Consider the following 21,413-nt stretch of genomic DNA (forward strand, 5'->3'; position numbering starts at 1 on the left):
CGAGCAGACGTACGAGCAGACGTACGGGCAGACGTACGGGAATGCGCAGGTCCCGCAGGTCTCCCAGGTCCCGCATGCCATTCCCCAGCAGCGGTTCGATGAGACCCAGCCTCTGTCGGAGGTGCCGGTACCCGACCCCGAGACGGCGTCTCCTGCGCACGCACCCGGGACCCCGGACCCGGACCCGGACCCGGCCACAGCCCGGTCCCGGGCCTCGGCGGCGGCCGACCCCAAGCCGCAGTCACGGCCGGGCCGTGACCGCTATCTCGACCTCCTGCGCTCCCTGGCCCTGGTCCGCGTGGTCTTCTACCACCTCTTCGGCTGGGCCTGGCTGACGGTTCTCTTCCCGTCCATGGGCGTGATGTTCGCGCTGGCGGGCTCCCTGATGGCGCGCTCGCTGAGCCGCCCGGCATGGGGCGTGATCCGCGGTCGTATCCGCCGGCTCCTGCCTCCGCTCTGGGCGTTCAGCGCGGTGGCGCTCGCGATGATGTTCATCGGCGGCTGGAACCCGTCCAAGGACGCGGACGGCCTGGGCTGGCTGGGCCTGGTCAACTACGTCATCCCGATCGGCGCCCCGCCCTACCCCTGGCAGATCGGCTCCAAGTCGGGCCTGCTGGAAGAGACTTGGGCGGTCCAGGCGGCGGGCCCGCTCTGGTACCTGCGCGCGTACCTCTGGTTCGTGATCGCCTCGCCGCTGCTGTTGTGGGCGTTCCGCCGCGTCCCGTGGGCAACGCTGCTGGCTCCGCTGGCACTGACGGCCGTGGTCGGCACGGGACTGATCTCGATCCCCGGCGAAACGGGCAACGCCGTCACGGACTTCGCGGTCTACGGCGGCTGCTGGATTCTTGGCATGGCCCACCACGAGGGTGTGCTGAAGGAGATCCCCCGCTATGTGGTGGTCTCCTGCGCGGCCCTCGTGATGGCCTTCGGCCTGTGGTGGGCCTCGGGCCATCTGGGCCCCGACGGCTGGGACCTGAACGACATCCCCCTGGCCCAGGCCACCTGGTCCTTCGGTTTCGTCGCCATCCTGCTCCAGTACTCCCCGTCCTGGCAGGAACTCCCCGGCCGCCTGGCCCGCTGGGACAAACTGATCACCCTCTCCAACAACCGTGCCGTGACGATCTACCTCTGGCACAACCTCCTCATCATGGCCACGGTCCCCATCCTCGACCGCCTCTACGAACTCCCCTTCATGGACGACCGCCTGACCGGCGCCCTGGACACGACGTATCTGCTGTGGATGTTCGTCCTCGTCTGGCCCCTGATCGGCCTGGCGATCATGGGCGTGGGGTGGCTCGAGGACCTGGCGGCACAGCGTCGTCCCCGGCTTTGGCCGGACGGGTCGAAGAAGGGCGGAAGCCGGGGGCGGTCGCGGCCGCAGTCACGGCCGCAGTCACGGTCGAAGTCACGAGGGCGGGCCAGGGCGCGGTAGGTGCCGCGTACGGCTCATCGGCATCTGAGCCGGGTGCGCCGCATACGAACTGCCGGTGATCGTGCGTTCACAACAGCAGGTGGTCGAGGCAGAGGTTCAGCCCGGCCTCCAGATGTTCCGCGGAGCCGGTGGAGAGCAGGACGGTGACACCGCCTTGGACCGCGGCGATCACGGCCGCGGCCGTGCGGTCGGCGTCGAGGGCCGGGTTGGCCTCGCCGGTCGCCTGCGTGGCCTCGATACCGGCTCGGACGCACTCCTGCCACCGCCGCACCAGTTGCGCCGTGACGGACTGCGCGGCCGGGCTGTACCGGCCCACGTCGGCGATCAGCACCCCGAGCGGGCAGTGCAGCCCCTGGTCGCGGTAGCGCTCGACAATGAGGTCGCGCCACGCCTCCCAGGCCGCGCGTGAAGTGAGTTCGCTCAGGTACGGCTGCTGGTCGTCGAAAACACGCTCGGCTTCAAGTTCGGCGACCGCGAGCAGAAGCTGTTCCCGGCCTTCCGGGAAGTAATAGAACATCTGCCCTTTGCCGGTGCCGCTGCGCCGGCCCACGTCGTCAAGCGTGGTGGCGTTCGTGCCGCGTTCCCGGATCTCGGCTGCGGCGGCTTCGACAATACGCAGGCGGGTCGCGGCGCCTTTCCTCGTGGTCACCGCCCAGAGTGTACTTGCAGGTACATTTTTTGATACATACCTTCGGCCGCATGAAAGCAATAGTTGTCAGCGAAGCAGGGGGACCGGAGGTGCTGCAGCTGCGCGAGCGGCCGGCACCTCGTCCGGGCCCGGGAGAAGTCCTGGTGGACGTCCGCGTGGCGGGTGTGAACTTCTTCGACACCGCCATCCGCAGACAGGCCCTGGCCGAGGTGCCGGGCGCGGAAGGCGTCGGCGTGGTGGCGGAGACGGGCGAGGGTGTGCACGGGTTCGCCCCGGGTGACCGTGTCGCGTGGTTGACGATCAACAACCTCGGCAGTTACGCCGAGCAGATCGTGCTCCCGGCGAGCGGTGTCGTCCCGGTACCCGACGCCGTCGACGACGAGACGGCCGCGGCCTTGCTCGTGCAGGGGCTGACCGCGCACCACTTCGCCACCGTGTCCCACCCGGTGCGAGCGGGGGACGTCGCGCTCGTGCACGCCGCCGCCGGCGGGGTCGGGATGATGCTCACCCAGATCATCAAGGCCCGCGGCGGCACCGTGATCGGCCTGGTGTCGCGACCGGAGAAGGCCGAGCATGCCACCGACGCGGGTGCCGACCACGTCCTGGTCTCCACCGGTGACGCATTCGTCGAGCCGGTGCGCGAGCTGACCGACGGCGAGGGAGTGCACGTGGTGTTCGACGGCGCGGGCGCGACCACGTTCGCCGCATCGCTCCAAGTACTGCGCACGCACGGCACGATGGTGTTCTACGGGCCGCTGATCGGTGACGTGCCGACCATCGCGATGAACGACATCCCCCGCAGCACCCGCCTCACCTACCCCGTGACCGAGGACCATGTCCGCACCCCCGAGGAACTCGCGGCGCGCACAGCCGAACTGTTCGCGCTCGTCGAGAAGGGCGAGCTGATCGTCCGAATCGGCGGCCGCTACCCGCTGGCGGAGGCGGCGAGGGCCCACGCGGACATCGAATCGCGTACGACCACTGGGAAACTGCTGTTGATCCCGTGACCGGTGACCGGTGACCGGCGACGGGCGACGGGGGCCTCGGCTTTGGCCGAACGGGGTGAAGAAGGGAAGAAGGGGGGGAAGCCGGGGCGGTCGCGAGGCGGGCCAAGGCGCGGGTTCGGTCGATGAGCCGCATGCGAGGATGTCGCCCGTGACCGGATCGTCTTCCTCGCCTGTCGCCGAGGGCACGCCTCGCAACTCGGGCCTGGGTCCCCGTGCCGCAGCCGTGCTTGTGTTCGGCTCCTCGGCCGCAGTCCTGGTGGTCGAGATCGTCGCTCTGCGGCTGCTGGCTCCCTACCTCGGCCTCACCCTCGAGACCAGCACCATGGTGATCGGCATCGCCCTCACCGCGATCGCCCTCGGTTCCTGGCTGGGCGGGCGCCTCGCCGACCAGGTCGATCCACGCAGGCTCATAGGCCCCTCGCTCGGGGTGTCGGGAGCGGTCATCGCGCTCACCCCTGCCGTGCTGCGCACCACCGCGGAGTGGGCAGCACCGCTGCTCTTGCTGATCGCGGCGCTGACCATCCTCGTGCCGGGCGCGCTGCTCTCCGCGGTGACGCCGATCGCGACCAAGTTGCGTCTCACCACCCTCGCCGAGACCGGAACGGTGGTCGGCCGGCTGTCCGGCGTAGGCACCGTCGGCGCCATCGTCGGCACCGTCCTCACCGGCTTCGTCCTCGTATCGCGGTTGCCGGTCAGCGGCATACTGATCGGCCTCGGAACACTGCTCGTGGCCGGCGCGGCGCTGGTCGAGTGGCGAACGCGCGGGTGGACCGGCACCCCCGCCCTCACACTCGTGGTCGTCGCCGGCGGCCTCGCCATCACGGTCGCGCCCGGTGGCTGCGACACGGAGACCAAGTACCACTGCGCACGGGTCGTCGCAGACCCCGACCGGGACAGCGGCCGCACCCTCATCCTGGACGGCTTGCGGCACTCCTACGTCGACATCGACGACCCGACCTACCTGAAGTTCGAGTATGTGCGCGCCATCGCGTCGGTGGTCGATGCCGCCTTTCCCGAAGGTGAGCCACTCGCCGCCCACCACGTGGGCGGCGGCGGGCTCACCTTTCCCCGTTACCTCGCGGCCACGCGGCCCGGGACGCGCAGCCTGGTATCCGAGATCGACGGCGGGGTCGTACGCATCAACCGCGAGCAACTCGGTCTGAGTTCAGCAGCCGGTATCGACGTACGCGCCGAAGACGGCAGACTCGGCCTGCGGCGACTGGGCACGGGCAGTCGTGACCTCGTCGTCGGCGACGCCTTCGGGGGAGTCAGCGTGCCGTGGCACCTCACCACGGTGGAAGCGATGCGTGACGTACGGCGGGTTCTCAACAAGGACGGCCTGTACGTCGCCAACCTCATCGATCACGGCGCCATGTCCTTCGCACGTGCCGAAGTAGCCACCCTCAGCGAGACCTTCGAGCACGTCGCCGTCATCGGCGAACCCGCAGACATCGGCCTCAACCCGACCGCCACCCCCGAGGGCGGCAACCTGGTGGTGCTCGCCTCCAACCGACCAGTCGACCTACGCGCGACCCAGCAAGCCCTGGACGCCCGCCAAACCGGCTGGAAGATCGCCACCGGCAACGACCTCACCTCCTGGACCGCCGACGCCCAACAACTCACCGACGACTACGCACCCGTAGACCAGCTCCTTACGCCCTACACCCCACGGAGCAGCCAGTGACATCCAGGACAGGACACAGGTCCAGGCCCTGCCGACGCACCTGAACAGGCTGGCCCCGCTTACACCTCTGTTCGCCATCGCCTGGCCGCCCCGTCGTGCGATAACTTCGCTAACGCGTACGGTAATTGCTGAGGCTGGCGTGACGGGGGTTGCGGAGTGGCGGGGTATCGGCCGACGGACTGGCACGTCCTGGACCTGGACAAGGACCCGACGCCGGGGGACCCGCAGCGGGTGCGGTCGCTGGCGAAGAGCCTGCATGACTTCGCCGACGACGTGCAGGACGCGCTCCGTCTGGTGAAGGGGATGGCGGAGGAGGATGCCGTCCTGTCGATGGTGGGCAAGACGGCCGATGTCTTCCGCGACGAGTTCTCCGGGGTCCCGAAGAACCTGAAGAAGCTCAAGAAGTCCTACGACCTGGCCGGGGACGCTTTGGCGGCGTACTGGCCGAAGCTGGAGCGCGCCCAGGCGCTGGCGGACAAGGCCCTGGTCAAGGGCCGGGAGGCACAGGCGGATCTCGCCTCGGCCAAGTCCCGGCTGTCCACGGCCGATTCGTGGGTGACACGGGCGACCAAGGAAGCGGACAAGTACAAGGACGATCCCGGGTCGGCGGGCAAGGACGTCCCGAAGCCGGACGAGTCCAAGGTCCGCGCCGCCACCCGGGATGCGACCAACGCCAAGTCGGCCCAGACGTCCGCCCAGACGGATGTCACCTCCGCGCAGAGCGCCCTGGACGCGGCGAAGAAGATGGCCGCGGACGCGCGGCAGATGCGCGAGGACGCCGCGCGGGAGGCCAAGAACAAGCTGGAGGAGGCCTCCGACGCGGGTATCCAGAACCGCAAATGGTATGAGGAGGTCGGCGACTGGGTCTCCGACAACTGGGACACCATCGTCACGGTCTGCAAGGTCGTCGTCGCGGTCCTCGGCATCGTCGCGATGATCATCGGTGGGCCGATCCTGGGCGCGATCGTTCTGGTCGCCGCGCTGGTGGTCCTTGCGGACACGCTCAACAAATACGCCAAAGGCCAAGCCTCGCTATGGGATGTGGCGTTTGCGGCGCTGGACTGTATCCCGGGCATGAAGGGCCTGACCACCCTCGGCGGCCTCGCCAAAGGCATGAAGTCCGTAGGTGCGATGGGCCTCAAGGGCATGGCCAAGAGCGTGGGCGGCCTGGCGAAGAACGCCAAGACAGCCATCGCTGACGGTGCCAAGGGTGCCTACAACCGCCTCAAGACCAAGGTCAAGGGCTGTGGCGACCCGGTCGATGTCGCCACGGGACAGATGTTCCTGGCCACAACCGATGTCACTCTGCCCGGAGCCCTGCCCCTGTCGTTCAGCCGCCGAGTCGCCTCCGACTACCGAACCGGCTGGTGGTTCGGGCCCACCTGGGCTTCCACCATCGACCAGCGCCTTGAGGTCGACAAGGATGGAATCGTCTTCGTCACCGAGGACGGCCTGCTACTCGCCTACCCGCATCCCACAGCTGCGCAGGCACCGGTGCTGCCGGACGCGGGTCCTCGAGTAGCTCTTGTCCGCCTGGACGACGGCCGGTACCGCCTAGATGACCCCCTCAGCGGCCACACCCGACATTTCGCCCAGCCCATCGACGGGCTTGCCCCGCTCATTCGCATCACCGACCGCAACGGCAATGCGATCGACTTCGACTACGACGAACGGGGCGCCCCACTCGCTATCCGCCACTCCGCGGGCTATCACCTGAGACTGACCACCGCTGAAGGCCGCGTCACCGCACTGAGCCTGGCAGAAGCGGCGGAGGACGGTTCGGACGTCCTCATCAAGCGGTACGGCTACACCGACGGCAACCTGACGGAGGTCACCAACTCTTCCGGCCTGCCCATACGTTTCACGTACGACGAGCGCCTGCGTGTCACCTCCTGGACCGACACCAACAACAGCCGCTACGTCTACACCTACGACGATCAGGACCGGTGCACCGCCCAGAGTGGCGATGCCGGACACCTCGCCAACACCTTCACTTACGACGGTGCCGCCCCCGAGTGGCCCAACTGCCGCATCACCACCGTGACCACGGCCGAGGGCGCTCGGTCGCGATTCGTCATCAATGACAACAGCCAGGTCATCGCCGAAATCGGCCCTCTCGGCGCCGTCACCCGCACCGAGTACGACGAACATCACCACCTCTTGTCGCGAACCGACGCTCTCGGGAAAACGACGTCGATCGAGAACAACGCGCTGGGCCGCCCGACCATGATCCGTCGGCCGGATGGCGGCGTGATCACGGTCGAATACGATGCGATTGGTCTGCCGGTCCGCATCACCGAGCCGGACGGCGCCTTCTGGGAGCACACATACGACGACCGCGGAAACCGTGTTTCCCTGTCCCACCCGGACGGTGCGCTCACGCGGTTCGCGTACGACGCGCAGGGCAACCTCAAGTCGGTCACCGACCCCCTGGGCGCCACAACACACGTGCGATGTAATGCCGCAGGGCTCCGGGTCGAGACCATGAGTGCCTTGGGCGACCGGTCGACGCGTGCGTACGACTCTTTCGGCCGCCTCAGCAGGAGCACGGATCCACTGGGACGCGAGACGCACTTGTGGTGGACGGTCGAGGGCAAGATCGCGCGTGTGCTCAGTCCCGACGGCTCAGAGGAGACGTGGTCCTACGACGGCGAGGGCAACTGCACGGCACACACGAACTCGACCGGCGCGCGGACGACCTTCGAGTACACCCACTTCGACCTCCTGGCGGCTGAGACCGGGCCCGACGGTGGCCGCCACGAGTTCACCTACGACCCCTCGCTTCGACTCATCCAGGTGACCAACCCCCTTGGCCTCACCTGGCAGTACACCTACGACTCCGCGGGTCACCTCGTAGCCGAGACCGACTTCGACGAACAGCGGATCACGTACGAGCGTGATGCGGTCGGCCGTGTGGAGCGGTGCGTCAACCCAGCCGGGCAGAGCATCCGTTACACCTACGACGCCATGGGACGCCCCGTAGCCAAGTCCGTGGACGGCCAGATCTCCTCGTACGAGTACGACCCGGTGGGCAGGCTGATCCATGCCGCGAATCCCGGCTGCGATATCGAGTGGGAGCGAGACCGCGCCGGACGGATCGTGGCGGAACGGATCAACGGACGCACGCTGGCCTCGTCGTATGACGCGATAGGCCGCCGCGTTGAACGAACCACACCATCCGGTGCCCGGGCGAGCTATCAGTACGACCTGGTCGGGCGACCCACGTCCTTGAGCACCTCGGGTCACACACTCGACTTCACCCATGACGCCGCCGGGCAGGAGATCAGCCGCCTGATCGACGAGTCCCTGGCGCTCGTCCAGACGTGGGACGCGGTCGGCCGCCCCCTGGAGCAGCGGGTGACAGCGGCGGGGGAGCAGGTGCAACGACGCACGTACGGTTACCGCGCGGATCACCACCTCGTGCACGTCGATGACACCCTCGACGGTTCGACGAACTTCGAACTCGACACGGTGGGGCGCATCTCCGCCGTCCAAAGTCCCAACTCGTCGGAGCGCTACGTCTACGACGAGGCCGGGCATATCAAGTCGGCCGTGTGGTCCGGTCGGCAGGACTCCAGCGAGGCCGAAGGGGACCGGGCGTACTCCGGGACCCGGCTCGACCGGGCCGGCTCCGTGCACTACGAGTACGACGCTGCGGGCCGTGTCATCGTCCGGCGTAAGAAGCGACTGTCACGGAAGCCAGATGCCTGGCAGTACACGTGGGACGCCGAAGACCGGTTGACGTCCGTCATCACACCGGACGGAACCCTCTGGCGCTACCTGTACGACCCTTTGGGCCGCCGCATCGCCAAAGAGCGTCTCGCTGACGACGGACGAACCGTGGTGGAGCGGACCGACTTCACGTGGGACGGGCCCACTCTCGCCGAGCAGACCTCCACCGCACCCGGCCTGCCCCATCCGGTCACTCTCACCTGGGATCATGAGGGCCATCGCCCCATCGCTCAGACGGAGCGGCTCACGAACGCGGCCACGCAGGAGGAGATCGACTCCCGCTTCTTCGCGGTCGTCACCGACATGGTCGGCACGCCCACCGAACTGATCGACGAGCAGGGCACCGTGGCATGGCGTGCGCGGCGGACGGCCTGGGGACTGACCGCCTGGCCGAAGCAGAGCCAGGCCTACACACCCCTGCGGTTCCCCGGCCAGTACCACGACCCGGAAACCGGTCTGCACTACAACTACCAGCGCTACTACGACCCGGAAACCGCCCGCTACACGTCGCTCGACCCACTCGGCCTGGCCCCGGCCCCCAATCCATACGGCTACGTCAACAATCCTCTGCGACAGATCGACCCCTTTGGTCTGATGTCCTGCGACGAGGACACCGTGGTCCTCTATCACGGCTCACGCAATTGGACCGGAAATGAATTCTCGCTGGGACAGTCCAGTGATTTGCAGCGAGACTATACGCCTGATACCGGGGTTTACCTGACGGATGACTTCAGCCGGGCCGCGACGCAGTATGCAACTCCCGATGGGGCCGTGGTTCGAGTCGAAGTTCCGAGGTCGTTCGCGGAATCCATCTACCGGAGGCATGGCGGAGTCGGCGGCAATGAACCGGAATACTTGGTGGACACTCAAGCGGGCGTGGACACTCTGAATGCAGGGTCACCACGTGTCCTGCCCCAGCGGGATGCGATCATCCAGCACATGATGGGCCAGTTCTAGTTCGAAGATTTGAGGCTGCACAATATGTCCGACCATGCAACTCCCGTTCCCGAAGCAAGGCTCGCCCGCGCGGTGTTCGGGCCGCTCGGCGGCGTGGTGGAAATCGGAGCGGTGAACTTCACCGGCACTTGGGAGATCGCCGATGTCTCGGTGGGTGATTTTCTGGCGCACAGACAAGGTGACGTCGAACGCCTGCTGGACGGCATTCGATCGGTTTGTCGGTTCAGCACCGCGGCGATGGCGATCGTCGACGAGTTGGGCAGGTTCCGTCACCACGAGGTGCCCGCGGCGTTCTTGCTGCTGTGGTCCGGGGGTATCACGGGCGTTCCGCAGCCGATTGAAAGGCTTGAAGAGCCGCCCGTGGTGCGGCGCATGTGCCGCATGGCCGCGGACCTGCAACTGACGGAATTCCTGCAGGCTTTGATCACTGCTGCTCTTGAGGCCGGAACGGAAGCGCGGCATGGTGCGGGCCAGGTTGCCGCAGTTCTCGGGATCGCGGCCGACTTGGCGGACACGACAGGCAGAAGCGCCCCAGAGAGCGTCTTCAGGATGTGGCGAGTCGCCCATCTGCCAGGCATCCTTCGCCCCGAGTCCGACGCACCGGAGACCGGCAAAGCAGGTTTCCGGGCATACGACGAGGCGTTGGAGGAACTGCTGGCGGCTGCCTGACCGCGGCACCCGGACCGCATGAACGGCGAGTCCGTGGTAGCGAAGCTCCTGGGAGACGGATTGACGGCCAAGATCACCCGTTGTCCACCAGGAGCTTCGCTGTGCTTACCTCGCGGAAGTCCTGCAATTCCCCGACTACTTCGGAAGGAACTGGGACGCCTTGGTGGACTGCCTGGACGACTTGTGCGGTGCGGTCACGGGTGGAGTCGGGATCGTGGGCATCATCCATGATGCGGATCGACTACTGGAAGTGGAACACTTCCTCTTGTTCGTATCAGTCCTCTGTCAAGGGGCGGACCGTGCGAATTCTGCGGTAGACCTGGATGGATTCCCCCTGGATCGACCCGCCATTGCCGAACATTTCGTTCTTGAGTTCCGTGAATTCGATCGTGAGAAGATCGCACTCAGGGTTGGGCAACCTGACCTGACCGTCACCACAGGGGAGGGGTTTGTCGCGGCCGCCCTCAATCTCGAGGAATGGCATTGAGTGCGTCGACGGTAAGGAAATGCGAGGCGTGTGAACACGTCAGGACAGGTCACCCCCGTTCCGGAGTCGATGCTCGCGCGCGAGATCTTCGGACCGCTCGGCGGCGTCGTCGAGATCGGGGCTGTGCGCGCCACCGGATCCTGGGCGCTTCCGGACGTATCGGTGGGAGCTTTTCTGGCCCGTCGACAGGACGAAGTGCAGCGTCTACTGAACGGTGTCCGCACTGTCTGCGGTTTCAGTGACGCCTCAATGGCGACCTTCGAAGAGGTGGGCTGGTTCCGCGACCACGAAGTGGCCGCCCCTTTCCTCCTGATGTGGTCGGGTGCAGTGGAGGGCGTTCCGGAGCGCCGCGAAGAACTCGAAGAACCCCTGACCGTACGACGTATGTGCCGCATGGGTGCTGACCTGCAACTGACGTACTTCCTACAAGCGTTGGTCACCGGGGCCATCGCCGCGGGAACGGAGGCGCAACAGGGAGCGGAGACGGTCGCCGAAGTCCTCGGGATCGCGGTCGCCTTGGCGGACGGAACCGGGTACAGCACGCCGGCAGGAGTCTTCAGGACCTGGCGCGTCGCCCACCTGCCGGGCATCCTCCGCCCCGAATCGAGCGCGCCGGAGAGCGGCAGGGCGGGTTTCCGGGCCTACGCCCGGGCGCTGGAAGAACTGCTGGACGCCTGACGCTTCTCACGCTCACACGGCGCGGATACTCGATCGGCTGACCTGGATTGGCGCCGCAGGCTTGGGCGGAAGGCTTTGCAGCGGCCCGAAGCGGCGGCGATGCCGCTTCCTTGAGGTTGCTCAATCGACGGGCCCAGGTGGTCATTTGATGGAGCCAGTGGTGTCGGCACCGCCTCATCGGTAGCGTTGCCGCGCTCTTATAAACCCTCGCCACACCGGGAGTTGTCAGTGAACCGCCGCCCCACCCTGCTCGCAGCGATCACGCTGACCGCCGCAGCGGCTTTGACGCTGTCCGCCTGTGGCGGTGCCGACAGCGACAGTTCCAAGGACAACGACAAGGTCGCGGGTGCCGATGTAGGGGCCGACAAGGAGTCGGCTTCGCCGAGTGCGTCGGCTTCTGAGGCGGGCCGCCCGAAGATCGAACTGCCGTCGGACCTCTCCTACACCTTTGACTGGCCGAAGACCGGCGACAAGGACAAGGATGCGATCCTGTCCGATGCCGAGCAGTCCATCAAGGCTGTGGACATGGCCATTGCCAAACAGGACGCTCTCGACAAGGCGTATCTCTTCTATTACGAGGAGGAGGCGGCTTTCGGGACACAGAAGTACATCCAGGACTTTGTGGATAGCAAGGTCCGGACCACCGGTGTCTACCGCTTCTATGAACCAGTCCTGAACGTCGACGACGACGGGACCGCCGCCTTCAGCTACTGCGAGGACCAGGGCAAGGCGTACGGCAAGGACCTCAAGACGAACAAGGTTGAGAAGACCAAGGTCACTGCACAGAGCTACGTCATCTACCACACGTCACTCAAGAAGAATGACAAGGGTGTCTGGGTGATTCAGAAGCTGGTCTCTCAGCGGGGGAGTGACAAATGCCAGCCCTGAGAGCAGCTGGACTCCCGCACGTTGCGAAGGCTCCTCAGCAGATGCTCGCACGGTTCCCACACCTGCTGGGCAATCTGTAACACCCGCAGATCTGCCTTGGGTGTAGGAAGCCGCCGTACACCACGTGTCCGCTTGGTTGAAGACCGAGCCAGGTACGGACGACGCCATCCGACGGTTTGCGTCGGCCAAGGCGGCGCGGTGCCGCGTCCCGGGGATCACTCAATAGAAGGTTCCTGGCTGGCGGTTGATGGGCTTATGGCCGCTTTTGAGGTCAGTGCGGAGCCGTCTTCGACGTAATTCGCTCTGGTGTCACCACCGTCGCATCGATAGCGTTACTCCGCTCATGTCAACCCTCGCCCCACCGGGAGTCGTCAGTGAACCGCCGCCCCACCCTGCTCGCAGCGATCACGCTGACCGCCGCAGCGGCCTTGACGCTGTCCGCCTGTGGTGGCGGCGACAGCGACAGTTCCAAGGACAATGACAAGATCGCGGGCGCGGACGTGGGCGATGCGGAGAAGTCGCCCTCGCCGAGCGCGAGTCCGTCCGCTGATGCCGCCCGCCCCAAGATCACGTTCCCGTCCGGAGCCGAGAACGTCTTCGAGGACCAGAAGACGGGCGACGCAACGAAGGACGCCGTTCTCGCGGACAGTGCGCTTAGCGTCAACTCCGTGGACGATGCGATCTTCCAGAGCAGTGTAGACACGAAGGCACTCGGTTTCTACAACGCCGGGAAGGCCTTGAGCTCGGCGATCACGTACGCGAACCGTTACATCAACGACAACGAAACCTGGACCGGTGAAACCCGGTACTTCGACCGCAAGGTCACCCTCTCCGGAAACGATGAGGCATACGTGACCTACTGCTCTGATGAGAGTAAATCCTTCATCAAGAACAAGAAAACTGGGAAGATTCAGAAAACACCGACGACAAAAGACAGCTACGTCCTCTACAACACAAAACTCGCCAAGAACGCCGAAGGTGTCTGGCAGACGACGGACGTAGTATCGACTCGGGGGCACAAGGCATGCCAGCCATAAAGAAGTTGGCGAGGACTGCAGTAATTCTGGCGCTCGTTGGTACGCCGATGTTCGCATCCCACCCGGCCTTTGCGGGTGGGCGTGACAGCAACGGAAACCAGGGTGAGACGGAACAGCGGGGCGACGCCGACGGTGATGGAACCATCTCCGCGACCGCTGGCGGGATCGTCTTCGACCGGTCCAAGAACGGCAGCGGCAGTTCGGTCGGACCTGTCACCTCCACCACGTCCTGGACCCCGCCACCCTGCTGGTACGCCCCGAAGTACACACCGGAGCAGCTCCAGAAGGAAATGGAGCCGATCTGGGAAGCCAGTTCGACCGGCGGCCAGTGGGATGCCGAACAGCGCAACCGGTACGTCAACGGCGAGCCGTACAAGGACTTCAACAAAGACAAGACCGGCAAGGGCTATTTCTGGGACTCGTACGTCGACGACGACTACCCGCCCGGCTGGGACAAGTGCCAGGAACCGCCCTTCTGGGTGGACGAGGGCGACCCTCCGCCGGCCAACATCGAGAACGCCGTCACTCCCGAGATCCTCGCCCAACTCGCGTACAAGGAAATCCAGGTGCCCGGCACTGAGGTGACACTGGCGCCCGAGGGGACGACCAAGGTCAATCTGCCGACTTGGGCCTGGCTGGATGGTGCCGACTTCAAGCCGGTCTCGGTCACCGCGTCCGTTCCGGTGCTTGATATCCAGGCCACCACGACCGCCGAGCCGGTCTCCCTGAAGATCGACCCGGGTACCGAGGATGCGGAGACCTACCCGGCCTCCGGCGTGTGCGAGATCAACAACGGCAAGATTGGCGAACCGTACGCCAAGGGCAAGTCCGACGAGACGCCTCCCTGCGGCGTGAAGTATCTGCGCTCTTCGGGCGATGGCTCGTACCCGCTCACGGCCACGGTCACGTGGGAGATCTCCTGGGTCGGCACGGGTGTCGATGCGGAACAGCCTCTCCCGAACGGCGAGTTCGGTGCTGAGCAGGACGTGATCGTGCAGGAGATCCAGGCCGTCAATCGCTGACCGCGGTGACGGGTCCATGCCGTGGCCAACTGTCCTCTCCGAGGGGACGGTTGGCCGGGCGGGGCAATGAGCGGATAGCCTCATTCCGGTTCGGGAACGGCAGGCGAGCGGGAGACGGGGCGCGTGGCGGAGCGGTTAGCTGTTGACGGCGATGAGCTCGGGCGTTTCATGAAGATGCTGAACAAGTCGACCGATTCGCTCAAGGGCGTTCGCAAGGCGTTGTCCGATGCGACCATCACCGGGCTGGGCACGGACAACCTCGACTCCGCGTGTGAAGTGTTCCAGGAGGACTGGAAGTACGGCTCGGAGGAGATCGGTAAACAGACCGAGGACCTCGCGAAGATCATCGGCAAGAGTCGGGACAGTTACCGCGAGGTCGACAAGGCGCTTGAAGAGGCGCTGAAGAAGGCCAAGGACGGTAAGAGCGGGGGCAAGAAGTGACGAACACCCCCGGTCTCGAACCGCAGCCGGGTGCGCCCCTCGACCCCCAGTACGTGGCTGACCGCGGCAAGCCCCAAGGACTCAAGTCCGCCCCGCACATTCCGAACCCTGAGTATCCCCACTTGGGTTTCAACCCTGTGCCGGGCAGCACCGATACCGTAAGTGGACTGCACAGGAAGCTCGCCGGCTGTGCGAAGGTCCTCGAAGACACGCTTGACCTCGTCACCAAGTTGATGGACGGCAGTTACTGGAAGGGCGACGCCGCCGTCGCCTTCCGAGAGCAGATCGACGGTGGCCCGCTGCCGCTGAACCTGAAGAACGCCGCGCGCTCCCTTCGCAAGGCCGCCAAGCAGTTGAAGCTCTGGGAGGGCGAACTCGACGACTTTCAGCGGCGGGCCAAGCGGCTGGACGACGAGGCGAAGGACGCGCGTGACGCGATCGACACCGCCAAGGGCAAAGCGGCCACGGCGGGCGACGATCCGGCTCTGGACAAGAAGAAGGGCGCCGCGCACGACGACGCGGAGAAGGCTCTGACCCGCGCGAACGCGGCTGTGGACGAGGCGGAAGCCGACCTGGAGAAGATCCTGGGCAGGGCTCGGAGGCTTGCCGAGGAGCATGAGAAGCAGGCGCAGTTCCGGGCGGGCAAGATCCAAGACGCGACGAAGAAGCTGGCGCCGCATGAGCCGGGGGCGTTCGAGTCGGCGATGGACTGGCTGGGAGAGAACCTGCCGGACATTCTCAGCGGCGTGGCTGCAGTGGTCGGATTGGCAGCGCTGTTCGTCCTGTCGGGCGGGACGGCAGCTGCGGTGCTGCTCCTTGTTGCGGGGGCGTTGAGTGTCACGGCCCTGGGGATGCGGCTGCTCGACGACCCAGAGCTGCGTGCTTCGCTTTGGGACGGATTCACTAAGGGCGAATTGGACTCGGACTTCTGGAGCAACCTCGTCACGGTCGGTGGCGACGCCCTCGGCGCGCTTCCGGGAGTCGGCGCGGTGGGCAAAGGCGTAATGGCTGGCGTGCGAGCCACTGGCGAGGCTGGGGCAGCCATTACGCTCGGCCAGCGAGTGGCCCGTTTCGGTACCGTCACCATGGAACAGGCGAAGTCCATCTCAGCCCTGGACAACTCCCTACTCAGTGCCACGATCCAGGGTGCCCGGGCCGAACGGACCATTAGGTCGGTCGAGGTCACCTCAGCCTCAATCGGCGTGGCCACCGCAGGCTTCGGCCTGGTCATGAAGGCCGTCGATGCCGACGACGACGGGATCAAGGATGGCTCCGTGGCAGGCATCGACGGAGCACGGCTCGGCATTGACGGTGGTGCGCTGGTCGACCTCGCCCGGCATGTTTTCTGAGTCCCGAACACAGAGAGAGCCCACCCCATGCACCCGACCGACTCCCCGACAGCTTGGGACCATTCACCAACCCGACGGGCGTGGAACCAGCACATGATCATGATCGCCGGGAGGCTGGTCGGTTGGATCGCCGTCTGGTTCGGCGCCCTCTTTCTCATTGTGGCGACACCACCCGGGATCGCTTGGATTTTCCTTCCTTTCCTCGTCTATGCGACCTACCGCGCCGTTCTCCAGATCGCCTACTTCCGTCCGTCCCTCCACATCAAGGGTGTCCTCCAGCAGTACCCCTGGCAGTTCCTCAACGACGTCCCACGCGGCCGAAACAAGCACCCCCAGGCCCAAGAGGACGAGATGTGGTTCGAGATCCCCAACCCCGAGAAGCCCGAGGAACAGATTCCCCTGCTGTTCCTCTCGAACATCCGCACCTTCTGGTGGATGCGACGCTTCGGTACCTCCCGTACCAAGCCTGAGCTGAAAGCCCAGATCGAGCCCCTCTGGTTCGCCGGCGATCCCCGCTTCATCGCCGTTGTCGCTGCCACCGGCCGCGGAGGCAAGGCACCCAAGCGGCTGCACCTCCTCTACCAGCGCACGGCCACAGGCCGCCGGGGTATCGCCCCGACCGATTGGAACGCCAGCCCCGCCGCCCTCGAACGCGCCCGCCGCGCCGGAGCTCATGTGCCCAGCCCGGCGCCTCCGCAGTAGCGCCGGCGCTGAGCAACTCGTACGGGACAGGACCACCACCCCAAATGACCACCACCCCCCACTTCATCCTCGACGAGTCCGCCAAGGACCCCGACGCCGACATCTGGTTCGCCGAGCCCGCAGGCTTCACCCCGCTCCCGCTCGACATCCTGCTCGCCTCGCCTGACTCCCCAGCCGCCCACGAGCTGCGTACCGCCTTCGCCCCATTTCTCGACGCGGCACCTGACGAAGTGACCCGTCAGCGGTTCGTCGCTCAAGTCGCGGAAGGGCAGCGGTTGCTGGCGGCGCTGCGTGAGGTCGGTACCGTCCACTGCTCCATCGGTTTGCACCGCGACGACGTCGACGACACAGTCAGCGGCAATGGTCAGCCCCTGTTCTCTGTTCTGACCCTCTCCTGGCGAGACACGGCCGCGGCGTCACGCGCGGCCACCGCGGCCCGTGCCGTGACTTCTGCCGAGGGGCTCGCGAACATCGAGTACCTCGAACTCCCCTGTGGCCCCGCCACGTTCAGCGAGTCCGTACGCACGCCCTCAGCCGACAGTGGTCTTTCACCGCAGGCCCTCCTCCAGATCCATGCCCACTTGCCGCACCCGGACTGCAAGCGGCTGGTCGTCCTCACGCTGAGCACCACAGCCATTGCCCGCCGCGAGCAGTACCGAACGATCCTCCAACAGATCGCCGAAACAGTCAGCTTCGACAACCCGCTCGCCGAGGCTGAGTCCCAAGGACACCGACCGTGATCCCCACGCCCCTGCCATGGGCCTCACAACCAGCGATCAAGCATCCGCCCACCCGCCGTGTGATCCGGCGACGGCTCCTACGTCAGGGGGTACTCCTCCTGGCGGTGTGGCCCGCGCTCATCCTGATTCCGCTCCTGGGAGCGGCCTCCGGCGACAAGCGCTTCATCCCCCTCCTCGGCATCGTCATGTGCGCCCTCGCGCCCGTCCTGCTGCCGCTGAACATCTGGTTCGCAGTCACCGCCTTCCGCATGCATCGAGTGCTCAGCACGCACTCATGGCGGCTCGTGGAGTGCGAGGTAGTTCCCCTCACCAAGCATGGAGGTCGGCTCAGGGAGATCGTGGACCATGGGGACGGCCGGGAGGTGCGGGTGCCTGCTGTCTTCCAGATCAATGACCTGGTACTGACGGCGGCGCCGTACCGTCGATATGTGAGCACTCGGCTTACTCAATTGTGGTGCGCCGGACATCCGCACCAGGATGCCGTGGCCTCCGAGCCGGCAGGCGCGCACCCGTTCAGGCTCGTGCGCTACAAGTGGCCTATACCGGGGAGAGAAACGGACGTGGGCCGAGGGCGTCGTCGGTGATTGGAAGCTTTCGGACACCGGGAGCAGCTTCTGGGGCATGGCCGAGTGTCCCAAAGTTGCCAATTCCTCAGGTGGCCGCGTCCGCGGTAGTGGTGAACCGCCCAGCGGGCGATTGTCGGGACAGCCCTCGCGGACGCGCAAATTCCGAGGACGTACACACATCACGGGCTCATGGGCCCCTGTCGCGCAGAGAGTGAACACGCAGGGGGAGGATGCCCTTTAGGTGCTCAAACGAGCGATGCGTGAACACGACAGGGAGAAGTGCTCACGCCGTGGGACCAGCACACCTAGGGCTGACTCCAGCGCCCGCTGCCAGACCGCCACGCCCGCCTCCGCAGCGCCACATCTGGGGGGGCACCGCCGCTCAGGTGGCGCGTGGAGAGGGGCGTGCCTTCAGGGTTCGTATCAGCTCGCGTAGGCGAGGGCGGGTTGTTATGAGGGTGACGTCGGGTTCGTCGCTTTCGCGGAGGTGGACCTGGCCCGTCGGGGTGGCTGCCACGTAGACGCAGTTCGACCCGTCGGGGCTGTAGGTGGACTTCTGCCAGGTGAGTGCGTGCACGTCAGTACCTCTCAAAGGCTCTGCATGATGTGCTCGATGAACTTGCGTGACTCGTTGGGGTCGAGAGCGCAGGACTCCATGCGATCAAGCACGGTGCGGTACTTCGCCAACTGTGCTTCAGCGTCGAGGAATTCGCAGCCCCCGTGGTGCGTGTCCAGCTGAACCGTGTCCAGTTGGGGGACCGGGCCGACGGCGTAGTCGAAGGACTGGCCGTTGCCGGGGAAGCCTGCCGACGTGAAGGGGATGACGCACACGGCGATGTTGTCCTGCTCGCTGAGCTCAAGCAGTCGGGCCAACTGGGCGCGGGCGATGTCTGGTCCGCCGTACTGCATGCGCAGCGCCGCCTCGTGCAGGAGCGCCGTGTACGGGAGAGGGGGTGTGCGGTGGAGGACTGCCTGCCTCTTGATGCGGTACGAGAGACGGTGCTCGAGCTCGTACGGCTGAAAGGGCGGGACCGCCTGCTGGAGCATGGCTCGTGCGTGGTCCGTGGTCTGCAGTAGGGCGGGGATGTGCAGAGACAGGGCCACCCTCAGTCCGGTCGCGTGGTGCTCCAGCTCGGCGAGGTCGGCCAGCCCGGCGGGCAGGTACTCCCGGTATTCGTCCCACCAACCGCGTGTGCGGCCCCCGGTCATCTCGGCCAAGGCTTCGACCAGTGCCGAGTCAGCGCAGCTGTAGGCACGAGCGAAGGTGCGTACACGGTCGGCACCTACGGCGTAGCGGCCTGATTCGATGCTGCTGATCTGCGCCTGCTTGAGACCTAGCAGCTGCGCGGCGGCGGTGGACGTCAGGCCCGAGTGCTCCCGGAGCTTGCGTAGTTCGGCACCCAAGCGCTGCTGGCGCAGGCTCGGGGTGGTGCTGGGTGGCACTGAGCCCTCTCTCGTCATCGTAGGTCGGGTGGGTCACTCACAGGAGGGAATTGTGAGGTGTCGCCCTTGTTCGATGTTAAGTATCACATCGGGTCCTCTATGGTGAGTCTCACGTCGCCCAACTGCCCCCGCCTATAAGCCGGAAGCGCACCTCCCAGGCATTGCCACCGCGTGGCGCCAGCGTTGAGCGAGCTCAAGTCCCCTTTCCTCCCGGAGCCCTCCATGGTCACCGTAGCCCCGCCCGCCACCTGGTCGTACGCCCTTCGCCTGCCCCATGACCCGCGTGCCGCACGCGTCGCACGTATGACCGTGAGGGCCGCGCTCAACGGGCACGGCATGACCGAAGTCCTCGACCCAGTCGAGCTGTTGACGTCCGAATTGGTCACCAACGCCTACCGGCACACCAAAGGGCCCGCCTCCCTGCGGTTGACCGCGTTGGGGGACGGGCGGTTGCGGGTCGGTGTGTGGGACAGCAGCCCGCACGTCCCCGCGCCCTTCGGTAAGCCACCTGGCGATCGCGTCCCACCCGCCCCGGCAGACGCGGAAGGCGGGCGCGGGCTCCTCCTCGTACGGGAGTACGCGAGTTCGTGGGGTGGCTGGCCACTCGGTGACGAGTTGCTCGGACGCGGTGCCGGGAAGCTGCTCTGGTTTGAGGTGGGAGGGGACGGGCTGTAGCACTCAGTGGCCGTGTGATGACAGCCGCTCCGCTAGCCGTAATGAATTTAGGCTAACTGGATTCCGGCTAGCGGAACCGTCGTGCGTGAGCCTTCCGCGCAGGCCCCGGCAGCCCCTGTGCCCCAACTCCCGTGGCCGATAGGGTGCGAGTGCAAATGAGTGGCCACAGATGCTTACGGGGACGGAGTGGCGTGAGTCAGCGGCAGGTGCAGAAGATGTTTCGGCTCATGGCGAGTGGGGAGCCCGTTGAGCTCACCAGTGCCATGGCGTCCGTGAAGAAGCTTGCTCGGCTGGCCTTCGTTGCGGAGCAGTTCGGGTATCAGTACGCGGATGTGCGGCAGTCGGGCGGGCAGAACAACGCGCTGAAGATGCTCATCGTGCCGGATCCCAGTCCGCAGGCTCAGACTCGGGCCGCGCAGAACTGGGCCCAGTATCCGCAAGCCGGGGACGGGAAGTCTCTGCCGCCCTTCGTGCCCGATGCGCTGGAGTTGCTGAAGGCCCGGATCAACTTCGATCTCACCGGCAAGAGTGCCGAGAAGCGGATGGGGATCGGGGCCGTCGGGCTCACGGTCGGTATGGCCATCGGGGTCGCGCGGGCCAGTGGGGACGGGGTGCTCTTCGTCATCGGGACGTGGGTGCTTCTCATCGCGATCCTGGGTGTCGGGTTCGTCGTCACGCGGAAGCGGAACGCCAAGTTCGCGGCGCGGTTGCAGGCCGCCGGGTTCGCGGCCGTTGCTGATGAGACGGGGAGGGTGCGGTATCTGCCTCCGGGCTGGCAGATGCCCGGCGGGCAGCTTCCGGTTGCGCAGCTTCCGGGGCAGGGGAATCCGTTTGCAGGGCAGGGGAACCCGTTCGCCGGCCAGCAGCCGGGTCAGCCGGGTCAGCCGGGTCAGCAGTTCGGTCATGGCAATCCGCACGGCCACGGCAATCCGTACGGCGGCTCGCAGGGCGGTGGGCCGGCCCCCGGCCCGTACGCGCCTCAGCAGCCGCAGGCACCTCAGCAGACGTACACGGCCCCGCAGCCGCAGCCGCAGCCGCAGCCGCAGCCGCAGGCCCCCGCCCCCGGACCGTACGGCAGTCAGCCGGGCCCAGGTCCCTACGCCCAGCCCCAGCCGTATGCCCAACCGAACAACCCCTACGGTCAGCCGCACCCCCCTCAGCACTGAACCAGGGCGCCACCAAGGCGCCGACCCGAGGCCCGAGGCCCGAGGCCCTCGGCCAGAGAAGCGCCCCCTCCTCAGAACCTCCGGAGAAC

19 protein-coding genes and 1 pseudogene are annotated in these 21,413 nt (G+C 66.3%); 17 read left to right on the forward strand and 3 right to left on the reverse strand.

Translation table 11 applies throughout. The features are described 5' to 3' along the window. The first annotated feature begins 112 nt into the window (after positions 1–112). Positions 113–1,432: an acyltransferase family protein gene (locus tag G5C60_RS22870; RefSeq protein WP_165262282.1), complete on the forward strand. Its 1,320-nt coding sequence runs from the start codon at positions 113–115 to the stop codon at positions 1,430–1,432. A 67-nt stretch (positions 1,433–1,499) separates the two neighbouring features. Here G5C60_RS22870 and G5C60_RS22875 read toward each other — a convergent pair whose 3' ends face one another. Beyond that, a complete protein-coding gene (locus tag G5C60_RS22875; RefSeq protein WP_165262244.1) occupies positions 1,500–2,081 on the reverse strand; it encodes a TetR family transcriptional regulator in 582 nt (193 codons plus the stop codon). 50 nt (positions 2,082–2,131) lie between these two features. On the opposite strand from G5C60_RS22875, the gene G5C60_RS22880 reads away from it, so the two are divergent. The 14 genes and pseudogenes from G5C60_RS22880 to G5C60_RS22945 all read left to right on the forward strand — a co-directional run bounded on the left by G5C60_RS22880 (position 2,132) and on the right by G5C60_RS22945 (position 18,058). Then, the gene (locus tag G5C60_RS22880; RefSeq protein WP_165262246.1) at positions 2,132–3,088 is read left to right on the forward strand and encodes a quinone oxidoreductase family protein; all 957 of its coding nucleotides are present in this window, start codon (positions 2,132–2,134) and stop codon (positions 3,086–3,088) included. 139 nt (positions 3,089–3,227) lie between these two features. Then, on the forward strand, positions 3,228–4,772 hold the full coding sequence (locus tag G5C60_RS22885) for a fused MFS/spermidine synthase (protein WP_206439881.1): 1,545 nt from the start codon (positions 3,228–3,230) through the stop codon (positions 4,770–4,772). A gap of 156 nt (positions 4,773–4,928) precedes the next feature. Continuing rightward, the gene (locus tag G5C60_RS22890; RefSeq protein WP_165262250.1) at positions 4,929–9,461 is read left to right on the forward strand and encodes an RHS repeat-associated core domain-containing protein; all 4,533 of its coding nucleotides are present in this window, start codon (positions 4,929–4,931) and stop codon (positions 9,459–9,461) included. Between the two features lie 24 nt (positions 9,462–9,485). Then, positions 9,486–10,130, forward strand: a complete 645-nt coding sequence (locus tag G5C60_RS22895; protein ID WP_165262252.1) for a hypothetical protein — start codon at positions 9,486–9,488, stop codon at positions 10,128–10,130. A gap of 118 nt (positions 10,131–10,248) precedes the next feature. Next, positions 10,249–10,617 (forward strand): annotated as a pseudogene (locus G5C60_RS22900) (barstar family protein); the annotation flags it as partial. A 30-nt stretch (positions 10,618–10,647) separates the two neighbouring features. Then, positions 10,648–11,295 (forward strand): hypothetical protein, encoded by a 648-nt coding sequence (locus G5C60_RS22905; RefSeq protein ID WP_165262254.1) that lies wholly within the window; start codon positions 10,648–10,650, stop codon positions 11,293–11,295. 228 nt (positions 11,296–11,523) lie between these two features. Beyond that, on the forward strand, positions 11,524–12,183 hold the full coding sequence (locus tag G5C60_RS22910; protein ID WP_165262256.1) for a hypothetical protein: 660 nt from the start codon (positions 11,524–11,526) through the stop codon (positions 12,181–12,183). 374 nt (positions 12,184–12,557) lie between these two features. Then, positions 12,558–13,220 carry a hypothetical protein gene (locus G5C60_RS22915; protein WP_165262258.1) on the forward strand — a complete coding sequence of 221 codons (663 nt, stop codon included), beginning with the start codon at positions 12,558–12,560 and terminating at the stop codon, positions 13,218–13,220. After that, a complete protein-coding gene (locus G5C60_RS22920; protein WP_165262260.1) occupies positions 13,208–14,242 on the forward strand; it encodes a hypothetical protein in 1,035 nt (344 codons plus the stop codon). Before G5C60_RS22915 ends, G5C60_RS22920 begins: the two co-directional genes overlap by 13 nt. A 123-nt stretch (positions 14,243–14,365) precedes the next feature. Next, on the forward strand, positions 14,366–14,683 hold the full coding sequence (locus G5C60_RS22925; protein ID WP_165262262.1) for a hypothetical protein: 318 nt from the start codon (positions 14,366–14,368) through the stop codon (positions 14,681–14,683). After that, positions 14,680–16,032, forward strand: coding sequence for a hypothetical protein (locus G5C60_RS22930; RefSeq protein WP_165262264.1), 1,353 nt, complete (start codon positions 14,680–14,682; stop codon positions 16,030–16,032). Before G5C60_RS22925 ends, G5C60_RS22930 begins: the two co-directional genes overlap by 4 nt. Positions 16,033–16,125: 93 nt before the next feature. After that, entirely contained in the window at positions 16,126–16,734 is a 609-nt protein-coding gene (locus G5C60_RS22935) for a hypothetical protein (protein ID WP_165262266.1), read from the forward strand. A gap of 44 nt (positions 16,735–16,778) precedes the next feature. After that, positions 16,779–17,474 carry a hypothetical protein gene (locus G5C60_RS22940; RefSeq protein WP_165262268.1) on the forward strand — a complete coding sequence of 232 codons (696 nt, stop codon included), beginning with the start codon at positions 16,779–16,781 and terminating at the stop codon, positions 17,472–17,474. Further along, positions 17,471–18,058, forward strand: coding sequence for a hypothetical protein (locus G5C60_RS22945; protein ID WP_165262270.1), 588 nt, complete (start codon positions 17,471–17,473; stop codon positions 18,056–18,058). Before G5C60_RS22940 ends, G5C60_RS22945 begins: the two co-directional genes overlap by 4 nt. A 364-nt stretch (positions 18,059–18,422) precedes the next feature. Here the strand turns inward: G5C60_RS22945 and G5C60_RS22950 are convergent, their stop codons facing one another. Together G5C60_RS22950 and G5C60_RS22955 are read right to left on the reverse strand one after the other, a co-directional pair. Then, positions 18,423–18,617 (reverse strand): DUF397 domain-containing protein, encoded by a 195-nt coding sequence (locus G5C60_RS22950; protein WP_165262272.1) that lies wholly within the window; start codon positions 18,615–18,617, stop codon positions 18,423–18,425. Between the two features lie 11 nt (positions 18,618–18,628). Beyond that, positions 18,629–19,483 carry a Scr1 family TA system antitoxin-like transcriptional regulator gene (locus G5C60_RS22955; RefSeq protein WP_165262274.1) on the reverse strand — a complete coding sequence of 285 codons (855 nt, stop codon included), beginning with the start codon at positions 19,481–19,483 and terminating at the stop codon, positions 18,629–18,631. 222 nt (positions 19,484–19,705) lie between these two features. Between G5C60_RS22955 and G5C60_RS22960 the strand changes: the two genes are divergently transcribed. Continuing rightward, positions 19,706–20,158, forward strand: a complete 453-nt coding sequence (locus G5C60_RS22960; RefSeq protein ID WP_165262276.1) for an ATP-binding protein — start codon at positions 19,706–19,708, stop codon at positions 20,156–20,158. Positions 20,159–20,349: 191 nt separating this feature from the next. Beyond that, entirely contained in the window at positions 20,350–21,324 is a 975-nt protein-coding gene (locus tag G5C60_RS22965) for a hypothetical protein (RefSeq protein WP_165262278.1), read from the forward strand. The last annotated feature ends 89 nt before the right edge of the window (positions 21,325–21,413 follow it).

Origin of the sequence: Streptomyces scabichelini, from assembly GCF_011045015.1 — a bacterium.
GTDB classification, from domain to species: Bacteria; Actinomycetota; Actinomycetes; order Streptomycetales; family Streptomycetaceae; genus Streptomyces; species Streptomyces scabichelini.